Below are 24,049 nucleotides of genomic sequence, written 5' to 3'. Positions count from 1 at the left end.
CCAACACGCAACCGTCTGACAAGGCGGTTGTTTTCTTTGTTTTTTGAATAGTTTGTTACGAAAGCGAAAATCGGAATGACTGTACAACAAGCCCCTTTGGGCGAAAAAACCATGGCCGTGCTGATGGCGATGTTGGTCGCGCTGATGCCGTTTTCTGTCGATGCTTATCTGCCTGCAATTCCCGAAATGGCAAAGTCGCTGGGTTCGGACATCCACCGCATCGAGCAAAGCCTGAGCTTTTTTATGTTTGGCGTGGCATTTGGCCAGGTGGTCGGCGGTTCGATTTCGGATATTAAAGGCCGTAAACCTGTCGCCTTGGTGGGATTGAGCATTTACTTTGCCGCCGTTGTCGGTTTGACGATGGTGAATAATGTCGAGCAGCTATTGAACTTGCGTGCCTTGCAGGCGTTTGGTGCGGGGATGACCGTGGTGATTTCCGGCGCGATAGTGCGCGATTATTATTCCGGACGCAAAGCCGCGCAGATGTTTGCCTTAATCGGCATCATTCTGATGATTGTGCCATTGATGGCGCCGATGATTGGTGCAGGCTTGCAGAATTTGGGTGGCTGGCGCATGATTTTCGGCTTTCTGGCCTGCTATTCGCTGCTGCTTTGGGGTTTGATGTGGTATTTCCTGCCCAAGCCGCATCAAAAAGGCAAAATCAGCATGGACGTGTTCGGTGTGGTGGCAGGCAGGTTTAAACGCGTTTTGAGAACGCGTGCCGCGATGGGCTATTTGTTTTTTCAAGCTTTCAGTTTCGGTTCGATGTTTGCCTTTTTGACCGAATCGTCGTTTGTGTACCAACACCTGTATCATGTTTCACCAAACCAATATGCTTGGATATTTGCGCTCAATATCATTACCATGATGTCGTTTAACCGCGTTACCGCATGGCGTTTGAAAACTGGTACGCATCCGCAAAATATCCTCAAATGGGGCATTATCGTCCAATTTGCCGCCAATCTGCTGATGACAGTTTTGGTATTGTCGCTGTCTCTGCCGCCTTTGTGGGCTTTGGTACCATGCGTGATGTTTTCAGTCGGTACGCAAGGCTTGGTCGGAGCGAACACTCAGGCCTGCTTTATGAGCTATTTCAGCGCAGAGGGCGGCAGCGCAAATGCCGTTTTAGGCGTGTTCCAATCCCTTATCGGCGCATCGGTCGGCATGGCAACGACTTGGCTGCATAATGGTTCCGCCTTGGTGATGGCCGGTATGATGTTGAGCTCGACCGTATGCGGTATCGTTCTGTTGTGGATTTGCTCGCATCAGGCTTGGGTGGAAAACGATAAAAAAGAATATGTTTAACCTTCAGGCCGTCTGAAAAACGGTTTCAGACGGCCTCAACACTATATTGAAGAAATTAACCATGAGTACCAGCAAACAACGCCCCATCGGCGTATTCGATTCCGGCGTCGGCGGCTTGACCAACGTCCGCGCCCTGATGGAACGCCTGCCGATGGAAAATATCATCTATTTCGGCGATACCGCACGCGTTCCCTACGGCACCAAATCCCGCGCCACCATCGAAACCTTCGCCATGCAGATTGTCGATTTCCTGCTGGAAAACGATGTCAAAGCACTGGTTATCGCGTGTAACACCATCGCCGCTGTTGCCGGACAAAAAATCCGCCAAAAAGCAGGCAATATGCCCGTATTGGACGTCATCTCCGCTGGTGCGGAAGCCGCTTTGCAAACCACCAAAAACAACCGAATCGGCATTATCGCGACCAATACCACCGTCAACAGTAATGCCTACGCGCGCGCCATCCATTCAAAAAACAACGACACGCTGGTGCGCACACAAGCCGCGCCCCTGCTTGTGCCATTGGTGGAAGAAGGATGGCTCGATCACGAAGTCACCCGCCTGACCGTGCGCGAATACTTGAAGCCGCTTTTGGCAGACGACATTGATACGCTGGTGTTGGGTTGTACCCACTTCCCACTGCTCAAACCGCTTATCGGCCGCGAAGCACAAAACGTTACCTTGGTCGATTCCGCCATTACCACCGCCGAAGCCACCGCCAAAGCCTTAGCGCAAGCAGGTTTGCTGAATACAGAAAACGACAATCCGGATTACCGCTTCTACGTCAGCGACATCCCACTGCGTTTCCGCACCATCGGCGAACGCTTCTTGGGTAGAAGTATGGAGCAGATTGAGATGGTAACGTTGGGTTGATTGGAAATATTAAAGGCCGTCTGAAAGGTAAAAAAATAAGAAGGATAACGTTAACTAAATCCGTAACGAAGTATTATATGTTGAAAGAACTAGTTCAACTAAAAAAGTAGGTTGTTAAGGTTTTTGAAGTTTTAAGAGGTGGTAGTATTGTGGAGGATTCAGGGAACTCTGTTTTTTAGAGGCTAAATGTAAGGGATTTTGGAGGTTTTAATGAATTATAATGATGCTAAACGTAAGGTAATTATAAAATTTATGTGTGGTGCTTTAGTTTCTCTTTTGTCTGCTATTTCTACCATTATATCTATTTTAAAAATGTTTTATTTTAAGTTAGATGATGGAACTAGGTTTGGATCTGCCCTTTCAGAAATTTTCAAGAGAATAACAATATTTGCCTATGAGCATACTACATTTTTAGAATTTTTTTGGAAACACTCTCCTATAGTCAATCCATTTGATTTTTTAGAAAAACAGTCTATTCAGTTTTTTATTATATATATTTTATTTTTTATTGCATGGTCAGTCATTAGATCTGCTTTTAATTTAAGAAATAGATTGAAAATTATCGATAAACAAATTGAAGATCAAATTATTAAAGAATCTATTAAAGGAAGTAATATAAATAGAAAGCAGGTAGAAAATAATGTCTCTATTTCTTTGTCTAGTAAAATTCATGATTTATATATTGCACCATTATTAGTTGCAATAATTGGTGCAATTATAATTAAACTATTAGGATTTGGGTCTTAGTATTGGAATGAGTGAAGGTAGCTGTAATATATGAAGGCCGTCTGAAAACCTGAATCAGGTTTTCAGACGGCCTTTTTACTTCCCTAATATTTTACCTGCCCGACTGTGCCCACACGTTTTGCAGGTAGGCGTAGGTCAGCTCGGCGGTGTCGGACACCAGCGCGATGTCGCTGCCCAAGTCTTCGGCTTTGCCCACGCCGATGGGCAAGGCGCCGGCGGCTTTGATGGCAGCTACGCCGGCGGCGGCGTCTTCAATGCCGATGCAGCGGCGGATGTCCGCGCCCACGCCCTCGGCGGCGGCGAGGAAGATGTCGGGGGCGGGTTTGGAATGCGCGACGGCGGCAGGGTCGGCGACGGCGTCGAAGAAGTGGGTCAGCCCCATGCGTTCCAGTAAGAACGGACCGTTTTTACTGGCGGACGCGAGGGCGATTTTTTTGCCGTTTGCTTTCAATGCTTCCAGCAGCGGCAAAATGCCGGGATACACGTCTTCGGGTTTGACCGCCTGAATCATCTCCAAGTAGTTGTCGTTTTTGCGGCGGGTCAGTTCGGCGAACTCGGCTTCGCCGACGGTTTTGCCGCCGTGCGCGAGGATGCGTTTGAGCGAATCGTCGCGCGACACGCCTTTGAGCTGCTCGTTAAACTTGCGGTCGATGCTGATGCCCAGCCCTTCGGCGAGCTTTTTCCATGCGCGGTAGTGGTATTCGGCGGTGTCGGTGATGACGCCGTCGAGGTCAAAGAGGACTGCGGTAAAAGTCATTTTGCGCCCTCCTTATTTTTCCAACGCGACGGTGTGGCTGCCGTTGAGCGTGATGTCTTTACCGTACACCTGCAAATCGAGCGGCTCGCCTTTGAGCAGGGTGAAGACCACATTTTCTTTACCGACGGCGACTTTAATCAGACGGCCTCGGTAGTTGATGTGGAAGGCATAGCCTGTCCACGCACTCGGCAGGAACGGTGCGAAGCTGAGTTTGCCGCCCCAGGTTTTCATTTGGGCGAAACCTTGGACGATGGCGAGCCACGAGCCGGTCATGGAGGTGATGTGCAGGCCGTCTTCGGTGTCGTTGTTGTAGTTGTCCAAGTCCAGGCGGGCGGTGCGCTGGTACATTTCCACCGCTTTTTCTTCTTTGCCCAGTTCGGCGGCAAGGATGGCGTGGATACACGGCGACAACGAGCTTTCATGCACGGTCATCGGTTCGTAGAAGTCGAAGTTGCGGCGTTTTTCGTCCATGTTGAAACGGTCGCCGAAGAAGTAGATACCTTGCAACACGTCCGCCTGTTTGATGAAGGGCGAACGCAGGATTTTGTCCCACGACCATTTCTGGTTGAGCGGCAAATCGTCGGGCGAAAGCGCGGACACGGGGCGGATATCTTTGTCGAGGAAGCCGTCGTGCTGCACGAATACGCCGAGTTCTTCGTCATGCGGACGGTACATATTGGCGCTGATGTCCGCCCATTTTTCCAGCTCGTCGGCACTCACGTTCAAATCCGGACGCGGGTATTTCGCCAGGGCTTCGCGGGTGTAGTCCAATACCCATGCGGCGAGGGTGTTGGTGTACCAGTTGTTGTTGATGTTGTTTTCGTATTCGTTCGGGCCGGTTACGCCGTGAATCATGTATTTGCCGTTGCGTTTGGAGAAGTGGACGCGGTCCGCCCAGAAGCGGGACACTTCGACCAAGACTTCCAAGCCTTCTTTGGCAAGATAGCTTTCGTCGCCGGTGTAGTTGGTGTAGTTGTAGATGGCGTAAGGAATCGCGCCGTTACGGTGGATTTCCTCGAAGGTGATTTCCCATTCGTTGTGGCACTCAATGCCCGTAAACGTTACCATCGGATAGAGTGCGCCCGCCAAGCCCTGTTCGCGCGCGTTGTGTTGCGCCTGCGGCAGTTGGTTGCGGCGGTATTGCAGCAGGTTGCGGGTAACTTCGGGTTCCGCCAGTGCGAGGTAGAGCGGCACGGCGTAGGCTTCGGTGTCCCAATAGGTCGCGCCGCCGTATTTTTCGCCGGTAAAGCCTTTGGGGCCGATGTTCAGGCGCGCGTCTTCGCCGTAGTAGGTGGAGAACAGTTGGAACAGGTTGAAGCGGATACCCTGCTGCGCTTCGTCGCTGCCTTCGATGACTACGTCGGCGATTTCCCAACGGTGCAGCCAGCCTGCTTTGTGCGCGTCCAGCAAGGTTTCAAACGCAACGCCTGCGATTTTTTCCGACAAGGCGCGGCCTGCGGCTTTCACCGCTTCCAAGCCCTGATAATCGCGGCTGGTGGTAACAATCACGCGTTTTTCAAAAGTTTCGGGCGTACTGCCGACTTCGGCTTCGAAAGAATTGGAGACCTGCCAGTCGGTTTGGCTGCCACCGAGGGCTTTGAAGCTGCCGGCGAAGGTTTGCTCGGCGTTGACGATGAATTGCTCTACGCCGAAGGGATTGGCGACGGTTTGGGTGGCAATGTAGGAGCGGTCGTCTGAAACGCCTTTGTCCAATACCTGCCAGAATTTTTCTTCGTAGTTGGAATCTTCGTTTTTCACGTCGGCGTCGATGATGGAATCGATGCGGACTTGGTGGGTTTTGCCGTCAACAGATACGGCTTCCCAGCGGATAACCGCCAGTTCTTTTTGCGCGACGGACAGGAATTTGCACACATCGAAACGCACGCCGAATACGGTGAACGAGCGGCGCAACACGCCGTGCTGCATATCGAGTTCGACGGAGAAGTCGGCAATGTCGTTTTTCGCCAAGTCTACTTCCTGTCCGTCGACAAAGATTTTGACTTTGCTGAAATTGAGCGCGTTGATGGCTTTGCCGAAATATTTGGGATAGCCGTTTTTCCACCAGCCGACGCGGGTTTTATCGGGGAACCACACGCCGGCGATGTAGGTGCCCAAGTGGCTGTCGGCAGAGTAGGTTTCCTCAAAGCTGCCGCGCATACCCATATAGCCGTTGCCCAAGCTGGTCAGGCTCTCTTGCAGCCGTTTGTGTTCTTTTTCCAGTTTTGCCGAACGCAGCGTCCAAGGGCTGACTTCCATGATTCTTGTATACATCGTAAAGCTCCTGTTTTGATGGTTTTATGGCAAACCGTTTTGAAATACGGTTCGTCTTACTTAAATCAAATAAAGCGTCGGCAGAAGTTTCAGACGACCCTCCTGCCGATAAATGAAGAAAATTATGCGCCGCCGTGTGTTTCTTTAATCAGGAACACGGAAAACGCGCCCAGCAGCAGGACGACGCCCCCTACCAAGAACATATTGGCCTGCAAACCGCCCATCATCGGGAACAACATGAAGCTCAACAGCGAAGCAACAATCTGAGGCATACAGATGGAGCCGTTGAACAAGCCCAAATAAGTGCCCATATGCTTGCCCGACAAGGCGTTGGTTACAATCGTCAGCGGATAAGTGATGATGCCCGCCCAAGCAATACCGATTAAGATGTAAGACAACACCAGCGCGTATTGGTTGCTGATGAAGAATACGGAGAAAAAGCCGAGCGCGCCCAAAGCCAGGCAGCTGAAATAACCCGCCTTGAGGTATCGGTTGGGGATTTTCGCCAATACAAACGAACAAATCACCGCCGCAACCGACTGCACCGCCGCCAATACACCGTACCAGTTGCCCGCTTCCTGATAGCCTACGGAAGACGCATCGGTTGTGTGCCAGACGTTTTCCGCAATCGCGCCAGCGGAATAAGTCCACATATATTGGAAGGCGAACCAGCAGAAAAACTGCACCAGAGTGACCGTCCAAAACGCTTTAGGCGCGGTTTTCAAGAGTTCGAACCAGTTGGCTTTTTCCTGATTCGCAGCGACGTCGATGCCGTGATAGCGGGCGTAGGTTTCCGGGTCGTATTCCTTCACTTTGAAAATCGTGAACGCACTGGTAATAATCAGCAATGCCGCGCCCACATAGAATGCTACGACCACGGTCTGCGGCACGACGCCTTTTTCGGCCGTGTTCGCCAAACCGATATACGCGAACACAAACGGCAGAATCGCCGCCACAACCGCGCCCGTATTCGCTAAGAAACTTTGAATGCCGTAGGCGTAGCTTTTCTGCTCCTCGTTGACCATGTCGCCGACCATCATCTTAAACGGCTGCATCGCCATATTGGAGGATACGTCCAACAGCGCAATCATCAGCGCGCCAAACGACAAAGCCGCCAAAGAAGCGTAGCCGAAACCGAAGCTGCCCGAGTTCGGCATCAGAATCATCACGATGACCGCAATCAGTGTGCCGTAAAGCAGATAGGGCAGGCGGCGGCCGCCCAGGCGCGGCATCCAAGTGCGGTCTGAGTAGTAGCCCACAATCGGCTGAACCAGCATACCGGCCAGCGGCGGCAGGATGAAAAACCAGCCCAAATTGTGCGGGTCAGCGCCTAGCGTTTGAAAAATTCGGCTCATTTGCGAGCTTTGAAGGGTAAAGGCCGTCTGAACGCCGAGATAGCCGAAGCTCAGCATCCAAATCGTACTTTTTGCCAGTGAGGGCAAACCTTGTTTTGTTGTTTTTTGCGTATGTTCAGACATGAGGCAAATCCTTATTTTAAAAGTATTTGTATTGGGAAATCTGAAATTGTTTTTAGCGCGGTGTTTCTTTGTCGTTATTATTTGTTTATGTACTTTCAAGGATATAGGCGCATTTTATGGAGCGTATCGAATATTGGCAACGTTTGTTCAAAGATAAACTGGCTTAAATCAAATTTTTTACGGTTTTGTGTTGAAAATTTTGGAGAATGAAAGCATTGGTTCGGCTTTGCTGCATATTGTGATGCCGATTTCTATTTTCAGACGGCATTTGAACAAGCAAGTATTTGAGCAATCGGTTAAAATGGGCCGTCTGAAATTTGTTTGACCGAATCGAGAAAAACCATGTCCCAACAATACGTCTATTCTATGCTGCGCGTGAGCAAGGTTGTGCCGCCGCAGAAAACCATTATTAAAGATATTTCCCTTTCCTTCTTCCCCGGCGCGAAAATCGGTCTACTCGGTTTGAACGGCGCGGGCAAGTCCACCGTGCTGCGGATTATGGCGGGTGTGGATAAGGAATTTGAGGGCGAAGCCGTGCCGATGGGCGGCATCAAAATCGGTTATCTGCCGCAAGAGCCGGAGCTTGATCCTGAGAAAACCGTGCGCGAGGAAGTGGAAAGCGGTTTGGGCGAAGTGGCTGCGGCGCAGAAACGTTTGGAAGAAGTGTATGCCGAATACGCCAATCCTGATGCGGATTTTGACGCGCTGGCGGAAGAGCAGGGCCGCTTGGAAGCGATTATTGCGGCAGGTTCATCTACCGGCGGCGGTGCAGAGCATGAATTGGAAATTGCTGCTGACGCGCTGCGCCTGCCTGATTGGGATGCCCAAATCGGCAATTTGTCCGGCGGTGAAAAACGTCGCGTTGCTTTGTGCAAACTCTTGTTGAGTAAGCCGGATATGCTGCTGCTGGACGAGCCGACCAACCACTTGGATGCGGAATCGGTGGAATGGCTGGAGCAATTCTTGGTGCGCTTCCCCGGTACGGTGGTCGCGGTAACGCACGACCGCTACTTCTTGGACAACGCCGCCGAATGGATTTTGGAACTCGACCGCGGACACGGTATCCCGTGGAAAGGCAATTACTCGTCTTGGCTGGAGCAGAAAGAAAAACGCTTGGAGAACGAGGCGAAATCCGAAGCTGCGCGCGTGAAGGCGATGAAGCAGGAATTGGAATGGGTACGCCAGAATGCCAAAGGCCGCCAAGCCAAGTCCAAAGCGCGTTTGGCGCGTTTTGAAGAAATGAGCAACTACGAATACCAAAAACGCAATGAAACGCAGGAAATCTTCATTCCTGTCGCCGAGCGTTTGGGTAACGAAGTGATTGAATTTGTGAATGTTTCCAAATCGTTTGGCGACAAAGTGCTGATTGACGATTTGAGCTTCAAAGTGCCTGCGGGCGCGATTGTCGGCATCATCGGCCCGAACGGCGCGGGTAAATCGACGCTGTTCAAAATGATTGCGGGCAAAGAGCAGCCCGATTCCGGCGAAGTGAAAATCGGGCAAACCGTGAAAATGAGCCTGATTGACCAAAGCCGCGAAGGTTTGCAAAACGACAAAACCGTGTTCGACAACATTGCCGAAGGCCGCGACATTTTGCAGGTTGGGCAGTTTGAAATCCCCGCCCGCCAATATTTGGGTCGTTTCAACTTCAAAGGCAGCGACCAAAGCAAAATCGCGGGGCAGCTTTCCGGCGGTGAACGCGGACGTTTGCACTTGGCAAAAACCTTGTTGAGCGGCGGCAATGTGTTACTGTTGGACGAACCGTCTAACGACCTTGACGTAGAAACCCTACGCGCGCTGGAAGATGCATTGCTGGAATTTGCCGGCAGCGTGATGGTGATTTCGCACGACCGCTGGTTCCTCGACCGCATCGCTACGCACATTCTCGCTTGCGAAGGCGACTCTAAATGGGTGTTCTTCGACGGCAACTATCAGGAATACGAAGCCGATAAGAAACGCCGTTTGGGCGAAGAGGGCGCAAAACCGAAACGTATCCGTTACAAACCGGTAACACGTTAAGCAGGTTTTCATGAAAAGGCCGTCTGAAACTTCAAAGTTTCAGACGGCCTTTTATTTTTGATGTTTATGATTGTTTTCTTAATTGCGGATGGTTTTCCAATGTATCAATGATGATTTCAATCATGCGTGGGGCAGTTTGCGCTAAATCGAAGCCTTGACCTGAAGAAAGCCAGCGCCAAATCAAGCCGTCTAATGAAGACTTGATGAAGATGACTGCCATATCGATATCCAAATTATCCGCCAACGCTTTTTGTTGTACTGCATCAGTCAGGACGGCAACAATTTTTTCACGCCATAGTGATTGGTGTTTTTTAGCGATGGCAATGACCGCCTCGTTTTGCTCGGTGTGTTCGCATTTTAAAAACAAAATGCTGTGGAATTTATAGTGAAGCTCGTTGTGTTGCAGGCGCTCGAAAAAACGGGTCAGGGTTAGTCGGAAGCTTGACCAAGCCTATTCGTTATTGTTGTTCGAGTCTTCTTTTATGCAGCTTTCGATGTCGTCGCAAATCCGTTGGAACAAGGCGTCAAACAAATCTTCTTTGTTTTTGAAATGCCAATACAGCGCGCCGCGCGTTACGCCTGCGGCTTGGGCGATTTCGTTGAGCAAGGTGCGGGCAATGCCTTTCTTATAAAACGTATCCAATGCGGCAAGCATGAGATATTCTTTGGTTTTTAAGGCTTCGGTTTTGGTTCTTCTCATAATTGTTTTGTAGGAAATGTAAATTTATGGTTCGGATTATAAAAAATTACTTCTGAACATGCAAGAATGTATGTATAATTTAATTCAATACTTGATAGTGTTTCTCAACACTATATAATCAGCCTGTTTTTCATAAAAGCAGGCAATTTCTGTTTGCGAAATATGAGATTAAAGTAATCAATTTTTAATTAGTCAAACCTTTATTTATTTATAGAGATAGGAAAATTATGGCTCTTTATGCTTCTAAAATGATGCGTGTCGCGGCAATTGCAGCAGCTACTGCGTTGGCGCTTTCCGCTTGCGGCAAAGGCGATGAAAAAGCAGCCGGCCAACAGGTGCAAGGCAGTCAGCAACAGCAAAAACAGCCTGCGCCTGAAGTCCGTGTGATTACTGTGCATCCGGAAACCGTTGCATTGACAACCGAGTTGCCGGGCCGTCTGGAATCATTGCGTACTGCCGAAGTTCGCGCCCAAGTCGGCGGTATTCTGCAAAAACGCCTGTTCCAAGAGGGTAGCTATGTGCAAGCCGGTCAGCCTTTGTACCAAATCGACAGCTCGACTTATGAAGCAAACTTAGAAAGCGCACACGCTCAGTTGGCGAGTGCGCAAGCGACTTTGGCTAAAGCGAACGCCGACCTGGCCCGCTACAAACCGCTGGTTGCCGCCGATGCCATCAGCCAACAAGAATATGATGCGGCCGTAACGGCCAAGCGTTCAGCAGAGGCAGGCGTCAAATCTGCCCAAGCAGCCATCAAATCTGCCGGTATCAGCCTGAACCGCTCCCGCATTACTGCGCCGATTTCCGGCTTTATCGGTCAATCTAAAGTTTCTGAAGGTACGCTGTTGAATGCCGGCGATACCACCGTGTTGGCCACCATCCAACAAACCAATCCGATGTATGTCAACGTTACCCAATCTGCCAGTGAGGTTATGAAACTGCGTCAACAGGTTGCTGAAGGCAAATTGTTGGCGGCAAACGGCGCGATTGCAGTGGACATCAAATTTGACGACGGTACGGTTTATCCTGAAAAAGGCCGTCTGTTGTTTGCAGATCCGACTGTCAACGAAACGACCGGTCAAATTACCTTGCGCGCCGCCATTCCTAACGACAGAAATATCTTGATGCCGGGCTTGTATGTGCGCGTGTTGATGGAACAAGTGGCAGTAGATAATGCATTTGTAGTGCCGCAACAAGCAGTTACCCGCGGTTCGCAAGATACGGTGATGGTGGTGAATGACAAGAGTGAAATGGAAGCGCGTGTCGTGACCGTTGCCCAACAGCAAGGTACCAACTGGGTTATTACAGACGGCCTGAAAGACGGCGACAAAGTGATTGTTGAAGGCATCAGCATTGCCGCTATGTCGGGTGCTAAACAGGTAACGCCGAAAGAATGGACGCCGCCTGCAAACGCTGCGGCGGCAACACTGGCAGTTTCAGACGGCCAGGCTGCATCCGAGGCCAAGCCTGAAGCTAAAGCTGCATCTGAAGCCAAATAAGGAACGCATGAATGTCTAAGTTTTTTATTGACCGCCCCATTTTTGCATGGGTTATTGCGATTTTTATCATCGCAGCGGGTATTTTCGGCATTCAAAAACTGCCGATTTCCCAATATCCGTCCGTTGCTGCACCGACCATTACTTTGCGCGCTACTTATCCGGGCGCTTCTGCTCAGGTAATGGAAGACAGCGTACTGGCCGTTATCGAACGTAATATGTACGGTGTGGAAGGTTTGGACTATATGACGACTTCTGCTAATTCCAGCGGCAGCGGCAGCGTCAGTCTGACGTTTACACCGGAAACCAATGAAGATTTGGCGCAGGTAGACGTGCAGAACAAATTGTCGGAAGTGTTGTCCACATTGCCCTCTACCGTACAGCAATATGGTGTAACCGTATCTAAAGCGCGTTCCAACTTCTTGCAAGTGGTCATGCTTTCTTCTGAAAAGCAATCCATTGAGGAAATGAACGATTACGCCCAGCGCAATATCATTCCTGAACTGCAGCGTATCGACGGGGTAGGGCAGGTACAATTGTTTGGTGCGCAACGCGCCATGCGTATTTGGGTTGACCCGAAAAAACTGCAAAACTACAACTTGTCTTTTGCAACGGTAACCAACGCACTGGCTACTCAAAATATCCAAATTTCTGCAGGCTCTATCGGCTCTTTGCCGGCGGCTGCAGGTCAGACTATTTCAGCAACCGTTACAGCGCAAGGTCAGCTGAGCACTGCTGAAGAGTTCGGCAACATCATTTTGGTATCCAATACCGACGGCTCGAATGTCTATCTGAAAGACGTTGCCAAAGTCAGCTTGGGTATGCAGGACTATTCTTCTTCCACCCGCTTGAACGGCGTGAATACCACCGGTATGGCAGTGATGCTGTCTAACAGCGGTAACGCTTTGGCAACAGCGACTGCTGTGAAAGAAAAAATGGCGGTTTTGCAGAAGTATTTCCCAGACGGTATGAGCTGGAAAGTTCCTTACGATACTTCCAAATTTGTGGAAATTTCGATTGAGAAAGTGATCCATACGCTTTTGGAAGCCATTGTTTTGGTATTCTTGGTGATGTATCTCTTCCTGCAAAACATCCGCTATACGCTGATTCCGACTATTGTTGTACCGATTTCCCTGTTGGGCGGTTTTGCCTTTATCTCATACATGGGTATGTCGATTAACGTATTGACCATGTTTGCGATGGTATTGGTGATCGGTATTGTGGTCGATGACGCGATTGTGGTCGTTGAAAACGTTGAGCGTATTATGGCGAGCGAAGGTTTGTCGCCTAAGGCTGCCACCAAAAAAGCGATGGGTCAGATTTCCGGCGCGGTTATCGGTATTACTGCCGTGTTGATGTCCGTATTTGTGCCACTGGCAATGTTTAGCGGTGCAACCGGTAACATTTACAAACAGTTTGCCTTGACCATGGTGGCATCTATCGGCTTCTCCGCATTCCTTGCCTTGACGCTGACTCCGGCATTGTGTGCCACCATGCTCAAACCGATTCAGAAGGGTCATCACGAAGAGAAAAAAGGTTTCTTCGGTTGGTTTAACAAAAAATTCGACAGCTGGACACACGGCTACGAAGGCTGGGTTGCCAAAGTCTTGCGCAAGACTTTACGCATGATGGTTGTCTATATTGGTTTGACTGTTGTGGGCGTATTCCTGTTTATGCGTCTGCCGACTTCCTTCTTGCCGACTGAAGACCAAGGTAACTTGATGTTGAGCGTACAGCTGCCTGCCGGCGCGACCAAAGAGCGTACCGATGCAACTTTGGCTCAAATCACTCAACTGGCGAAATCTGTACCTGAGATCGAGAACATTATTACCGTTTCCGGCTTTAGTTTTAGCGGTTCCGGCCAAAACATGGCTTTGGGCTTTGTCATTCTGAAAGACTGGAGCGAACGTACTGCTCCGGGCAGCGATGCGACTTCTATTTCCGGTAAGTTGACCGGCATGATGATGGCTACGCTGAAAGACGGTTTCGGTTTGGCGATTGTGCCTCCTGCCATTATGGAATTGGGTACAGGCTCCGGCTTGACGATTTACCTGCAAGACCGTAACAACAGCGGCCATGCCGCATTATTGGCCAAGCGCAATGAGTTGATTGACAAAATGCGCAAAAGCGGTTTGTTTAACCCAAGTACCGTCCGTGCGAGCGGTTTGGAAGATGCGCCGCAGTTGAAAATCGACATCAATCGTTCCGCCGCAGCCGCACAAGGTATTTCGTTCTCTGATATCCGTACTGCTTTGGCTTCTTCTTTGGGTTCGTCTTATGTCAATGACTTCCCGAATCAAGGCCGTCTGCAACGCGTGATGGTACAAGCTGATGCGAGTGCCCGTATGCAGCCTGCCGATATTCTGAACCTGACCGTACCGAACAAATCCGGCGTGGCCGTACCGCTTTCTACCATTGCTACTGTTTCTTGGGAAAACGGTATGGAACAAAGCGTCCGCTTCAATGGTTATCCGGCAATGGAGCTTTCCGGCTCGCCTGTTAATGGCGTATCTTCCGGTCAGGCCATGGCTGCGGTACAGCAAATGGTGGATGAAATGGGCGGCGGTTACAGTCTGGAATGGGGTGGTCAGTCTCGTGAAGAGGCTAAAGGCGGCTCGCAAACTGTCGTGTTGTACGCATTGGCCGCTGCCGCTGTATTCTTGGTATTGGCTGCTTTGTATGAAAGCTGGTCTATCCCGTTGGCGGTTATCCTTGTGATTCCGTTGGGCTTGATTGGCGCGGCATTGGGCGTAACCGGACGTAACATGTTTGAAGCACTGCTGGGCAGCATTCCGGCATACGCCAACGATATCTACTTCCAAGTCGGTTTCGTTACGGTGATGGGTTTGAGTGCGAAAAACGCGATTTTGATTATCGAGTTTGCCAAAGACCTGCAAGCGCAAGGCAAGAGCGCGCTTGAAGCTGCGCTTGCCGCCGCACACCTGCGTTTCCGTCCGATTATCATGACTTCGTTCGCCTTCATCTTGGGTGTGGTACCGCTCTATGTTGCCAGCGGTGCCAGCTCCGCCAGCCAACGTGCGATTGGTACGACCGTGTTCTGGGGGATGTTGATCGGTACGATTCTGTCTGTGTTCCTTGTGCCTTTGTTCTATGTGGTTGTGCGCAAATTCTTTAAAGAAACTGCACACGAGCATGAGATGGCCGCCAAACACGCCGCTGAAGCCGGCATGATTGAAGACGGTAAACACGATTCAGACAAGCACTAAAGCAAAGGCCGTCTGAAAACTTTTCAGACGGCCTCAAAATGCTAAAGGATTCTAAAATGAAGAAGATTACATTCAAACCTGTACTGACCGCCGTTGCCGCCGCCGTGGCTTTATCGGCCTGTACCATGATGCCCAAATATGAGCAGCCTCAAGTTGCCGTTGCCGATACGTTTAAATACGACACCGTTGACGACGGTATCCGTGCCGCTGAATTGGGTTGGCAAGATTACTTTGCCGATCCGCGCCTTCACCGCCTGATCGACATCGCATTGGAACGCAATACTGATTTGCGTACAGCCGCGCTGAATGCGGAAATCTACCGTAAACAGTACATGATTGCGCGTAATAATTTGTTACCAACCGTCAATGCCAGCGGTACAGGTTCGCGTCAAGGCAGCTTGAGCGGCGGCAGCATCAGCAGCCAATACAGCGTGGGTTTGGGCGCAGCCTCTTATGAACTTGACCTTTTCGGCCGTGTTCGCAGTACCAGTGAAGCCGCGTTGCAAGGTTATTTCAATGTGGCCGCCAACCGCGATGCCGCCCATCTGACCTTGATTTCTACCGTTGCCAAAGCCTACTTTAACGAACGCTACGCGGAAGAAACCATGGCATTGGCACAACGTGTGTTGCAAACCCGTGAAGCGACTTACAAGCTCTCGCAATTACGCCATAAGGCCGGCGTGATTTCCGCCGTTGATTTGCGCCAACAGGAAGCACTGATTGAATCGGCCAAAGCCGATTACGCATCCGCGGTGAAAAACCGCGAGCAAGCGCGCAATTCCTTGGCTATGCTGATTAATCAACCTTTGCCCGAAGATTTGCCTGCCGATTTGCCTTTGAGCAAGCAGTTCAAATTGACCAAACTGCCTGCCGGTTTGAGTTCGGACGTGTTGCTCAACCGTCCGGATATCCGTGCGGCCGAACACGCGCTCAAACAAGCCAATGCCAATATCGGTGCGGCTCGTGCGGCGTTTTTCCCACGCATCAGCCTGACCGGTTCGGTCGGTACGGCTTCCGGCGAGTTGAGCGGCCTGTTTAAGAGCGGTACAGGTATTTGGGCTTTTGCACCGTCAATCACTCTGCCTATCTTTGACTGGGGCACAAACAAAGCCAATCTTGACGTAGCCAAACTGCGCCAACAGGCACAAATCGTTGCTTATGAAGCCGCTGTTCAATCCGCATTCAAAGACGTTTCCAATGCTTTGGTTGCCCGCGAGCAGCTGGATAAAAGCTATGAAGCGTTGAGCAAACAAAGCCGTGCCTACAACGACAGCCTGCGCCTCATCAGCCTGCGCTACAAACATGGCGTATCCAGCGCATTGGATTTGCTGGATGCCGAGCGTAGCAGTTACAGTGCGGATACTGCTCTTTTGGCCAATCAGCTGACCCGTTTGGAAAATCTTGCCGACTTGTATAAAGCACTTGGCGGCGGTTTGAAACGCGAAACCAAAGCTGCCGAATAAGTATTTGCCTGCTAAGATCAAAAGGCCGTCTGAAACATTTAGGTTTCAGACGGCCTTTTTGTTATGCGGCAATTCTAAACTTTTAATTTCTCGCTTAAAGTGGCGACATAGGCTGCGCGTTCGTTACGGCTGGCTTCGGGCTGGTGTGTGTTGAGCGAAGACCATTTGCGGTTGCTGCGCGCTTTGTTGAGTTCGCTTGGCAATTTGGCCGCATTCCAGGGCGCTTTGCGTTCTTTTAGCTCGATGTGTGATTGAGCCGCATGGCCGCGCGTTTGCAAGACGTGCAACAAATCCAGTGCGCGTGCGGCAAGCAGGGTAAGGGTTTCCGGATCGGTATGCAGGGTTTGTCGGCCGTTGATTTTGTCGGTGATGTCTTGGGCATTGGGCAAAATACCGCCCAACAGGCCGCCAATGGCCGTACCTAAACCAAGCGAGCCGCCAAGTGTGGCAATATCCAAGCCTAAGCCGATGAGTGCGCCTGCGGTTGCACCGGTGCCGGTACGGATGCCGTAATGTTTGAGCAACTCGCTGTCAAACGGGTCTTGTTTGAAGGCTTTGGGCATCCATGTGCTGTCATTGCCGACTTCGTCGTGATAGAAGCGGTAAAGTGTGAACAGGCGTTGTTGCATTTGTCGCTCAAGTTGGCGGATTTCCGATTGCATAACTTCCAAAGTCGGGGCAGGGTCGTCGTTTTCGGCAATTTCTTGGGTGAATGCGGCGGCATCCAGCAGAAAATCGGCAATTTCACGGCGCGCTTCCGTATCCAGTCGTTGCCACTCGCGACGGCGCATATTGATGAGGCGGTCGAGGATGTCGCGCTTAGGTAACATGGTGGCAAGGTTGTCCCACAATCGGATTTCGCCTTCAAAGTCGAACGCAACGGTATCGAAACCGGCGTAAACATGCAGGGTTCGACGGGCGAGCATATTGGTCCAAGCGGTCAGGTCTTGATTTTGGGTGAAGTTGAACACGGGCATGATGGGCTTGGCGCACCAAGACAAAATGGTCAGCTCGTCTTTGTATTTGTCGAGGACGGGTTCCCGCGCATCGATGACGTACATTGCCATATCGCTTTGCATGACTTGGCGCAGCACTTTGGCCTCTTGGTTAAACTCGTGATGCGCTTCATGATTGCTAAGGAATTGCTGGATGCGTTCAATGCCGTCATCGCGTGCGGATGTATGGGTTTCCAGCCAGTCTAACACGCCGCCTGCATCTTCAAGGCCGGGTGTATCATAGAGGTAAACCAAGCTGTCGTCACCGTCGTTGATGAGGGCTTCTTCGACATGGCGCGTGGTGGATGGCGCGTTTTTCACTTCGCCGAAGGTACTGTCGCGCAAAAGCGTACGTAAGAGCGAGGTTTTGCCTGTGTTGGTATGGCCGACAACGGCAAGGGAAAGTGGGGTGGTCATGGTTGTGGGTTGGGTTGATATGGACTATGAATGTGTGAGTATGGAGCCGTTTATCTTTAGTGGCAATATATGTTTCAGACGGCCCTAAATTCTTTTTATATATGGGCGAAAATAGCAAGAAAAAGAGGGGAATAACGGATTTGTTGTTTTTTGGCAAAATACTTGAAAATAGATAGGAAAACAGTTGACAGGAGGGTAGAAGGCTAGGATAATTCGCGCCGTTGAGTTGCTTGATGCAGCTTGATTTTTCTCCTCTATTTCTCCTTTGTAGACTTGGCGCATATCAAAACGGTATGCGCATTTTTTTATCTGCATTGAAATATGATTACATTTAAGATCTGTAAATCGAATAATTAAGAAACTTTACAAGAAAAATACTTGCGCAGTTGAATATCTTGTTGCATAATTCGTTCCGTTAGCTGGTTCGAGTAGTCAGTTAATAGTTTCTCCTCTATTTCTCCTTTGTAGACTTGGCACACATTCTGTCGGATGTGTGCATTTTTTTGCCTATTTAAAATAAAGGCCGTCTGAATGTTGTAATCTTTCAGACGGCCTTTGTGTGTTGAATAGAATTAGATGTCTAATACTACTTCTTCTTTGACTTCTTCCATGACAACATAGCTGCGGCTTTCGGACGCAGCCGGCAGTTGCAGCAGGATATTGCCGAGCATATCGCGATAGGCGGACATATTGGGCAGGCGGACTTTGATAAGGTAGTCGTATTCGCCGGAGACCAAGTGGCATTCCAGAATTTGCGGAATCTTCAGCACTTCGCGTTTGAAGTCTTCAAAAATATTGCCGGATTTGGAACGCAGTTTTAGCTCGACAAAGACCAAGAGGCTTTGACCTAAAGCATGAGGATTCAGATGGGCGTGATAGCCGGTAATGAGGTTGTCGCGTTCCAAGCGGCGGACGCGTTCGGTTACCGGCGTGGTGGAGAGGCCGACTTTTTCAGCCAATTCGGTCATGGGGATACGTGCGTTTTGTTGTAGGAGCTTGAGAATTTTTAAGTCGGTTTTGTCGAGTTCTTTCATGGCCTTGATGTCTGTCGTTTTCATCTGGATTGAATCATAACCTTAAAACAGCCTGAGAAGAAGCATAAATGCTAAAGGCGCGCATGAGGTCTAAATTATGAATAGATTATTCTTGTGTATTTCATGGAATCCTGTGTAGTTTTTGACCTATAATATTTGCTTCAAAGTAATAGGGCAGGCCGTCTGAAACGGAATGCCGATAAGAGGAATACATTATGCGTCCACTCAATGCGCAAATCCGTTTGGATAATTTACGTCAAAATTATCGTTTTCTCAAAGAGTTGCACGGCAATAAATTGTTGGCTGTGATTAAGGCCGATGCTTACGGGCATGGCGCGGTCAGATGTGCACACGCGTTGGCGGATATTGCCGACGGCTTTGCGGTGGCAACGGTAGATGAAGGTGTGGAGCTGCGCCAAAACGGCATTAATAATCCAATTGTTTTGTTGGAAGGCGTGTTTGAGGCTGCGGAGTATGCGGATGTTGACCGTTATGATTTGTGGCCGGCAATCGGCAGTCAATGGCAGCTGGAGGCGTTTGTGCATCATGAGTGGCAACGCCCGACAACCGTATGGCTGAAAATGGACTCAGGTATGCACCGTGCCGGTTTCTTTCCGCATAATTATGCTGCGGCCTATACTGCATTGAAACAATCCGAATCAGTTGAAAACATTGTGAAATTCAGCCATTTTGCCTGTGCGGACGAACCGGAAAACGGCATGACCGAAATGCAGCTTGAAGCGTTTGATTTGGCGTGTGAGGGTTTGGAAGGTGAAGAGAGCTTGGCCAATTCCGCCGCGATTTTGAACGTGCCTGAAGCGCGGCGCGATTGGGGACGTGCCGGTCTGGCCTTATATGGTATTTCGCCTTTCGGCGGCGTGGATGAGCGTTTGAAACCTGTTATGCGCCTGACTTCCCGCGTTTTCGGCGAGCGTGTGTTGCAACCGCATTCTCCGATTGGTTACGGCGCAACGTTCTACACCAGCAAATCTACCCGTGTCGGTTTGATTGCCTGCGGCTATGCCGACGGTTATCCGCGTCGCGCTTCTACTAATTCCCCTGTGGCTGTTGATGGTAAACGCAGCCGTATTATCGGCAGGGTATCTATGGATATGATTACGGTTGAGCTGGAAGCCTCGAAAGAGGGTTTGGGCGCAGAAGTCGAGCTTTGGGGTGATGTAATTAATATCAATGAAGTTTCTGAAGTTGCCGGTATGATTCCGTACGAAATCCTCTGCAATATCAAACGTGCGAAGTTTACTTATATCGAGTAAGCAGTATAAAGATCAGGCCGTCTGAAATATGTTTTCAGACGGCCTGTTTGTTATCTGCAATTAAAACGATTCGTCAGCGCGTAAATAACGCCATTTGCCCGGCGGCAGTCTGCCGAGTTTGACTTTGCCCATGCGGATGCGTTTCAAACCGACGACACGCAGGCCGACCAGTTCGCACATGCGGCGGATTTGGCGTTTTTTTCCTTGTCGCAAAATAAAGCGCAACTGGTCTTCGTTTTGCCATTCAACTTTGGCGGGGCGCAACTTTTCGCCGTCCAAACTCAAGCCGTGGTTGAGTAGGGCGAGGCCTTTATCATCCAGTTTGCCACGGACGCGGACAAGGTATTCTTTTTCGCTGCTGCTGTTTTCGCCAATCAGCTGTTTGGCAATGCGGCCATCCTGAGTGAGTACCAATAATCCGACAGAATCAATATCTAGGCGGCCGGCAGGGGCTAAGCCGAATTTGTGCTTTTCGCTGAAAGGGATACGGCTGTCGTCGCCTTCCCAATGGTTGTCGGCGGTAATGAGTTCTGCGGCAGATTTATAGCCTTTTTCTGCCTGCGCGCTGACGTAGCCGACAGGTTTGTTCAGCAGGATGGTTACGCGCGCGGCTTGTTTTTCATGGGCTTGTTTGTTGAGGTCGATGCGGTCGCGCTCGGTGACTTTTTGACCGAGTACGGCGGTTTGGCCGTTTACTTTGACCCAGCCTTGCTCGATGTAGCTGTCTGCCTCGCGGCGCGAGCATAAGCCTAATTGCGCCATGCGTTTGGAGAGGCGCATGGTTTCGGAATCGTTGTTTTGCATGGTATGGCAATATAGAGAAATGGGAATATCGGATTATAGCATTGACCGTTTGTCAGGCCGTCTGAAAACTGAATATTTGGGTTTTCAGACGGCCTTTCGTTTGCTATATGTTAAGGAATATTTAGTTTTGAAGTAAAAAATGAAGGGTATATTGTCTGTTTGTGTTAACCTTACGGACGAACTAATCATTTTGTTTTCAGTCGAATTGGGGTTGAAATGACATTCCACTCATGAAATCATGAAGACTATAATGACTGGTCTTTCTGAAGCGCATTAAGGCAGTTTGTCGCTAAAGCAAGCCTTGGTGCATCACGTTTTAAGGATAAATCAATGAAATCGCTCAAATCATTTTTGATCTGGGGCATTGTGGTTTTGGTAGGCTTGGCCTCCTTTACTACTTTAGCTCTCAGCCGTGGCGAGCAAGTCAGTGCGATTTGGATGGTTACGGCCGCCATTTCGGTATACTGCATTGCCTACCGTTTCTATAGTCTTTACATTGCCAACCGTGTGATGCAGCTTGATCCTAACCGTCTGACTCCGGCAGAACGCCACAATGACGGCTTGGACTATGTGCCCACACATAAAGGCGTACTGTTCGGCCACCACTTTGCCGCCATTGCCGGCGCAGGCCCTCTAGTTGGTCCTGTATTGGCAGCGCAAATGGGTTATCTGCCCGGTACTTTGTGGATTATCTTCGGCGTGGTATTTGCCGGTGCCGTACAGGATATGATGGTACTGTTTGTTTCTATGCGCCGTGACGGTAAGTCTTTGGGCGATATCGTGAAACAAGAACTCGGTACCGTCCCAGGCGTGATTGCATCCATCGGTATTTTGATGATTATGGTCATCATTATGGCGGTGTTGGCGCTGATTGTTGTGAAAGCATTGGTTCACAGCCCTTGGGGTACGTTCACCATCGCAGCAACTATGCCGATTGCGCTGTTTATGGGTATTTACACCCGTTATATCCGTCCGGGCAAAATTGGCGAGATTTCCATCGTCGGCTTTATTTTGCTGATGTTGGCCGTGATTTACGGTGAAGATGTTGCACACAGCTCCTTCGGCCATTGGTTCGACCTTGACGGCATTCAGCTGACTTGGGCGATTATGATTTACGGTTTCGTGGCTTCCGTATTGCCGGTTTGGCTCTTGCTGACTCCACGCGACTATCTGTCTACCTTCCTGAAAATCGGTACGATTGCAGCTTTGGCTTTGGGTATCGTTATTGTTAACCCGACTCTGCAAATGCCTGCAGTTACCCACTTTATTGACGGTTCAGGCCCGGTATTCTCCGGTGCATTGTTCCCATTCTTGTTCATTACCATCGCTTGTGGTGCGGTTTCAGGCTTCCATGCGCTGATTTCTTCAGGTACCACACCAAAAATGGTGGAAAACGAAACCCACGTCCGCATGATCGGTTACGGTGGCATGATTATGGAAAGCTTTGTGGCCATTATGGCTCTGGCTGCCGCCGCTTCGCTTGATCCAGGCGTGTACTTCGCAATGAACAGCCCGGCCGCGCTGATTGGTACAGATGCCAACACAGCTGCCGAAGTCATCACCACTAAACTGAACTTCCCTGTTGATGCCGCAACCTTGTTGCACACTGCTAAAGAAGTGGGCGAAAACACCATTCTGTCCCGTGCAGGCGGTGCACCAACCCTCGCAGTCGGTATGGCACACATCATGAGCCGTCTGATTCCGGGCGAAGCCATGATGGCGTTCTGGTATCACTTTGCCTTGCTGTTTGAAGCCTTGTTCATCTTGACCGCGGTTGACGCCGGTACACGCGTTGCCCGTTTCATGATTCAAGACTTGGGCAGTATCTTCTACAAACCATTCGGTAACACCGACTCTATCCCTGCCAACTTGGTTGCCACATTCTTTGCCGTGGCATTGTGGGGTTACTTCCTCTATACCGGCGTAACCGACCCTCTGGGCGGTATTAACTCGCTCTGGCCGTTGTTTGGTATCGCCAACCAAATGCTTGCAGGCGTAGCGTTGATTATGTGTACCGTTGTATTGGTGAAAATGAAACGCGACCGCTATATTTGGGTAACCTTGGTTCCTGCTGTCGGCGTATTGTTCGTAACCTGCTATGCCGGTTTGCAAAAACTGTTCCACAGCGATCCGCGCGTCAGCTTCTTGGCTCACGCAGGCAAATACCGCGATGCCTTGGCTTCAGGCGAAGTCCTTGCCCCAGCTAAAGACATTGGCGAAATGTCACAAATCATCTTCAACGACCAAATCAATGCTGGTCTGACTGCTTTGTTCTTGGCAGTTGTCGTGATTGTCGCCGTGTACGGTTTCCGTACCGCCATGAAAGCCCGCAAAGTCGGTTGGCCAACTGCTAAAGAAATTCCAGCAGTGTACCGCGACGGTAAACAGCCGGAGGCTCAGCATGAAGCATAAGCTCGCATCTTGGTGGAAAACCATCAAGTTGACAGCAAACTTGATGGCCGGTGTCCCAGATTATGAAAACTACGTTGCCCGCCAGCGCAAACATAATCCCAATGCGCCGGTCATGACCGAGCTGCAATTCCAAGACTACTGCCGCAAACGCCGTTGCGGTAGCAACGGCGGACGCTGTTGTTAATGAAGGCATGAAAAAAGGCCGTCTGAAAATACTTTCAGACGGCCTTTTTAGTTCGATAAATTATTTATCTTGAGCGTTTTTTTGTTCGCGGACAACCCATTGGGCAATGTCAGAACCCAATACTTTGGAAGTACGGTTCAAGACGGCACAAGAGCTTTTATAAGCGCCAAACATACCGCCGGAAGAATTGCGGGTAAAGGTTTTTTTGCCAACTTGTTTGCCGTCAATATACAAAGTGGCTGAAACAGCCATACCTTTGGCGTGACCGATAAAGGCATTGCCTGCGCTCATGGCGGAAGTAATTGCGATATCTGCGTATGTGCCTTGTTTTTTACCGTCACGGACAACTGAGACATCACTTTTGGCTGCAGTTTCTTGCAAAGATTTGGACATGACGTTGCCAATTTGTAAACACTCAGAAATGATACGGGTATCGATTTCTTCTTCATCGCGGTAAGGAATACTTTCATCAATATGGACATCCGCGCTGGCAAATGCAGATGCAAACAAGAATGCGGTTGCAAGGATACGGTTAGGAGACATAATAGGGTACCTGAAATGGAGTGAGACCTTTGCAAAAAAGCCCTTCCCCAACAGC

Annotated in this window: 17 protein-coding genes and 1 pseudogene; 10 read left to right on the top strand and 8 right to left on the bottom strand. The window is 50.0% G+C overall.

What is annotated here, in order from left to right; all coding sequences use genetic code 11:
* Nucleotides 1-75 precede the first annotated feature (75 nt).
* From HMPREF2606_RS09480 to HMPREF2606_RS09470, 3 genes are all read left to right on the top strand, one after another.
* Nucleotides 76-1,305, top strand: a complete 1,230-nt coding sequence (locus HMPREF2606_RS09480; RefSeq protein WP_070711979.1) for a multidrug effflux MFS transporter — start codon at nucleotides 76-78, stop codon at nucleotides 1,303-1,305.
* A gap of 61 nt (nucleotides 1,306-1,366) precedes the next feature.
* The gene (gene murI / locus HMPREF2606_RS09475; RefSeq protein ID WP_049331752.1) at nucleotides 1,367-2,176 is read left to right on the top strand and encodes a glutamate racemase; all 810 of its coding nucleotides are present in this window, start codon (nucleotides 1,367-1,369) and stop codon (nucleotides 2,174-2,176) included.
* A gap of 210 nt (nucleotides 2,177-2,386) precedes the next feature.
* Nucleotides 2,387-2,923, top strand: coding sequence for a YniB family protein (locus HMPREF2606_RS09470; RefSeq protein ID WP_070711980.1), 537 nt, complete (start codon nucleotides 2,387-2,389; stop codon nucleotides 2,921-2,923).
* A gap of 91 nt (nucleotides 2,924-3,014) precedes the next feature.
* Here HMPREF2606_RS09470 and pgmB read toward each other — a convergent pair whose 3' ends face one another.
* The 3 genes from pgmB to HMPREF2606_RS09455 form a co-directional block, all read right to left on the bottom strand.
* Complete coding sequence (gene pgmB / locus HMPREF2606_RS09465) at nucleotides 3,015-3,680, bottom strand: beta-phosphoglucomutase (protein WP_070711981.1); 666 nt, start codon at nucleotides 3,678-3,680, stop codon at nucleotides 3,015-3,017.
* Between the two features lie 12 nt (nucleotides 3,681-3,692).
* A complete protein-coding gene (locus tag HMPREF2606_RS09460) occupies nucleotides 3,693-5,951 on the bottom strand; it encodes a glycoside hydrolase family 65 protein (protein ID WP_070711982.1) in 2,259 nt (752 codons plus the stop codon).
* Nucleotides 5,952-6,073: 122 nt separating this feature from the next.
* Entirely contained in the window at nucleotides 6,074-7,429 is a 1,356-nt protein-coding gene (locus tag HMPREF2606_RS09455) for an SLC45 family MFS transporter (protein ID WP_070843569.1), read from the bottom strand.
* Nucleotides 7,430-7,771: 342 nt separating this feature from the next.
* Here HMPREF2606_RS09455 and ettA point away from each other — a divergent pair, with 342 nt between their 5' ends.
* Nucleotides 7,772-9,448 (top strand): energy-dependent translational throttle protein EttA, encoded by a 1,677-nt coding sequence (ettA, locus tag HMPREF2606_RS09450; RefSeq protein ID WP_070843568.1) that lies wholly within the window; start codon nucleotides 7,772-7,774, stop codon nucleotides 9,446-9,448.
* Nucleotides 9,449-9,512: 64 nt separating this feature from the next.
* Here ettA and HMPREF2606_RS09445 read toward each other — a convergent pair.
* Nucleotides 9,513-10,148: pseudogene (locus HMPREF2606_RS09445) on the bottom strand (TetR family transcriptional regulator).
* A gap of 227 nt (nucleotides 10,149-10,375) precedes the next feature.
* Here HMPREF2606_RS09445 and HMPREF2606_RS09440 point away from each other — a divergent pair.
* Genes HMPREF2606_RS09440 through HMPREF2606_RS09430 form a run of 3 tightly spaced genes read left to right on the top strand, consistent with a single transcriptional unit; the run spans nucleotide 10,376 to nucleotide 16,331 of the window.
* The gene (locus HMPREF2606_RS09440; protein ID WP_070843567.1) at nucleotides 10,376-11,644 is read left to right on the top strand and encodes an efflux RND transporter periplasmic adaptor subunit; all 1,269 of its coding nucleotides are present in this window, start codon (nucleotides 10,376-10,378) and stop codon (nucleotides 11,642-11,644) included.
* Nucleotides 11,645-11,655: 11 nt separating this feature from the next.
* Complete coding sequence (locus HMPREF2606_RS09435) at nucleotides 11,656-14,868, top strand: efflux RND transporter permease subunit (protein WP_070843566.1); 3,213 nt, start codon at nucleotides 11,656-11,658, stop codon at nucleotides 14,866-14,868.
* 56 nt (nucleotides 14,869-14,924) lie between these two features.
* Nucleotides 14,925-16,331: an efflux transporter outer membrane subunit gene (locus tag HMPREF2606_RS09430; protein ID WP_141762191.1), complete on the top strand. Its 1,407-nt coding sequence runs from the start codon at nucleotides 14,925-14,927 to the stop codon at nucleotides 16,329-16,331.
* A 74-nt stretch (nucleotides 16,332-16,405) separates the two neighbouring features.
* Here HMPREF2606_RS09430 and HMPREF2606_RS09425 read toward each other — a convergent pair whose 3' ends face one another.
* Nucleotides 16,406-17,743, bottom strand: a complete 1,338-nt coding sequence (locus HMPREF2606_RS09425; protein ID WP_070843565.1) for a GTPase/DUF3482 domain-containing protein — start codon at nucleotides 17,741-17,743, stop codon at nucleotides 16,406-16,408.
* Between the two features lie 572 nt (nucleotides 17,744-18,315).
* Nucleotides 18,316-18,777 (bottom strand): winged helix-turn-helix transcriptional regulator, encoded by a 462-nt coding sequence (locus HMPREF2606_RS09420; RefSeq protein WP_079453694.1) that lies wholly within the window; start codon nucleotides 18,775-18,777, stop codon nucleotides 18,316-18,318.
* A gap of 215 nt (nucleotides 18,778-18,992) precedes the next feature.
* On the opposite strand from HMPREF2606_RS09420, the gene alr reads away from it, so the two are divergent.
* The gene (gene alr / locus HMPREF2606_RS09415) at nucleotides 18,993-20,051 is read left to right on the top strand and encodes an alanine racemase (RefSeq protein WP_070843564.1); all 1,059 of its coding nucleotides are present in this window, start codon (nucleotides 18,993-18,995) and stop codon (nucleotides 20,049-20,051) included.
* A gap of 60 nt (nucleotides 20,052-20,111) precedes the next feature.
* On the opposite strand, the gene HMPREF2606_RS09410 is transcribed toward alr, so the two are convergent.
* On the bottom strand, nucleotides 20,112-20,855 hold the full coding sequence (locus HMPREF2606_RS09410; RefSeq protein WP_036493902.1) for a pseudouridine synthase: 744 nt from the start codon (nucleotides 20,853-20,855) through the stop codon (nucleotides 20,112-20,114).
* Nucleotides 20,856-21,185: 330 nt separating this feature from the next.
* Here HMPREF2606_RS09410 and HMPREF2606_RS09405 point away from each other — a divergent pair, with 330 nt between their 5' ends.
* The gene (locus HMPREF2606_RS09405; RefSeq protein WP_070843563.1) at nucleotides 21,186-23,267 is read left to right on the top strand and encodes a carbon starvation CstA family protein; all 2,082 of its coding nucleotides are present in this window, start codon (nucleotides 21,186-21,188) and stop codon (nucleotides 23,265-23,267) included.
* Nucleotides 23,257-23,451 (top strand): YbdD/YjiX family protein, encoded by a 195-nt coding sequence (locus HMPREF2606_RS09400; RefSeq protein WP_049343946.1) that lies wholly within the window; start codon nucleotides 23,257-23,259, stop codon nucleotides 23,449-23,451. The genes HMPREF2606_RS09405 and HMPREF2606_RS09400 overlap by 11 nt, the downstream gene beginning before the upstream one ends.
* A gap of 60 nt (nucleotides 23,452-23,511) precedes the next feature.
* Here the strand turns inward: HMPREF2606_RS09400 and HMPREF2606_RS09395 are convergent, their stop codons facing one another.
* The gene (locus tag HMPREF2606_RS09395; protein WP_070843562.1) at nucleotides 23,512-23,994 is read right to left on the bottom strand and encodes a hypothetical protein; all 483 of its coding nucleotides are present in this window, start codon (nucleotides 23,992-23,994) and stop codon (nucleotides 23,512-23,514) included.
* Nucleotides 23,995-24,049 lie beyond the last annotated feature (55 nt).

The sequence above is a fragment of the Neisseria sp. HMSC070H10 genome (genome assembly GCF_001837635.1).
In the GTDB taxonomy this organism is placed as follows: Bacteria; Pseudomonadota; Gammaproteobacteria; order Burkholderiales; family Neisseriaceae; genus Neisseria; species Neisseria subflava_A.
The sequence above is the reverse complement of the archived record's forward strand: the minus strand, read 5'-3'. Positions and strand labels throughout refer to the sequence as shown.